The organism is Corallococcus sp. CA047B (genome assembly GCF_003612065.1).
GTDB classification, from domain to species: domain Bacteria; phylum Myxococcota; class Myxococcia; order Myxococcales; family Myxococcaceae; genus Corallococcus; species Corallococcus praedator.
Genome location: NZ_RAWD01000705.1, coordinates 1 through 660, shown reverse-complemented (window position 1 = coordinate 660; position 660 = coordinate 1). Strand labels below are relative to the sequence as shown.

Below are 660 nucleotides of genomic sequence, written 5' to 3'. Positions count from 1 at the left end.
CGGACGGGGGGGTGCTCACGAGGGGCCTCGCCAGCAAGGGATGCGGGGTGGACGGGACGGGGCTGCTTTTGGCCCAGGGTCTGGAGGAGCGCAACCCCCCGGCCCGCGCTCACGCCGAAAGCACACGCACCAGCACGACCAGGCGCTTGCTTCCGCCCGCCGCGTCCCACTGCTGGTTGGTCGCGGTGGTCAGCGCCTCCGGCGCGGGACGGAAGCCCAGGCCGGAGAAGGTCCGCAGGGAGGCGGTGTTGTCCTCGTCGATGTCGGCGTGGACGCGATCCGCCCCCTGGCGCCGGGCCTCCTCCACCAGACAGCGCACCAGGGCGGTGGCCACCCCCATGCGCCGCACGCGGGGCGCCACCACCAGCGAGCGCACCCACAAGCCCTCCAGGGCCAGCCCCTCCTGGCGGTAGTCGTCCACCCAGGCGAAGCCGAACAGGCGCCCCTGCGCGTCGAAGGCCCCCGCCGCCCCACCCACGCGCCGCTCCTCCGGCAGGCCCCAGCGGTCGCGCAATTGGCGGCGCAGGAAGGTGCCGGACACCACCAGCCGCTCGGTGGCGAAGGCGAGCAGCGCGTCCAGGTCGTCCTGGCGCACCAGCCTTATCTCCACCGGCCCCACGAAGTGGCGGCGCAGGGGCCTGGTCCAGCCGGAGAACAGGT

General features: G+C 74.4%; 1 protein-coding gene. It reads right to left on the bottom strand.

Annotated elements, in window-relative coordinates; all coding sequences use genetic code 11:
- Positions 1-109: 109 nt before the first annotated feature.
- Positions 110-660, bottom strand: a 551-nt coding sequence (locus D7X74_RS42280; RefSeq protein ID WP_147446929.1) for a GNAT family N-acetyltransferase, incomplete at its 5' end; no start/stop codon positions are given.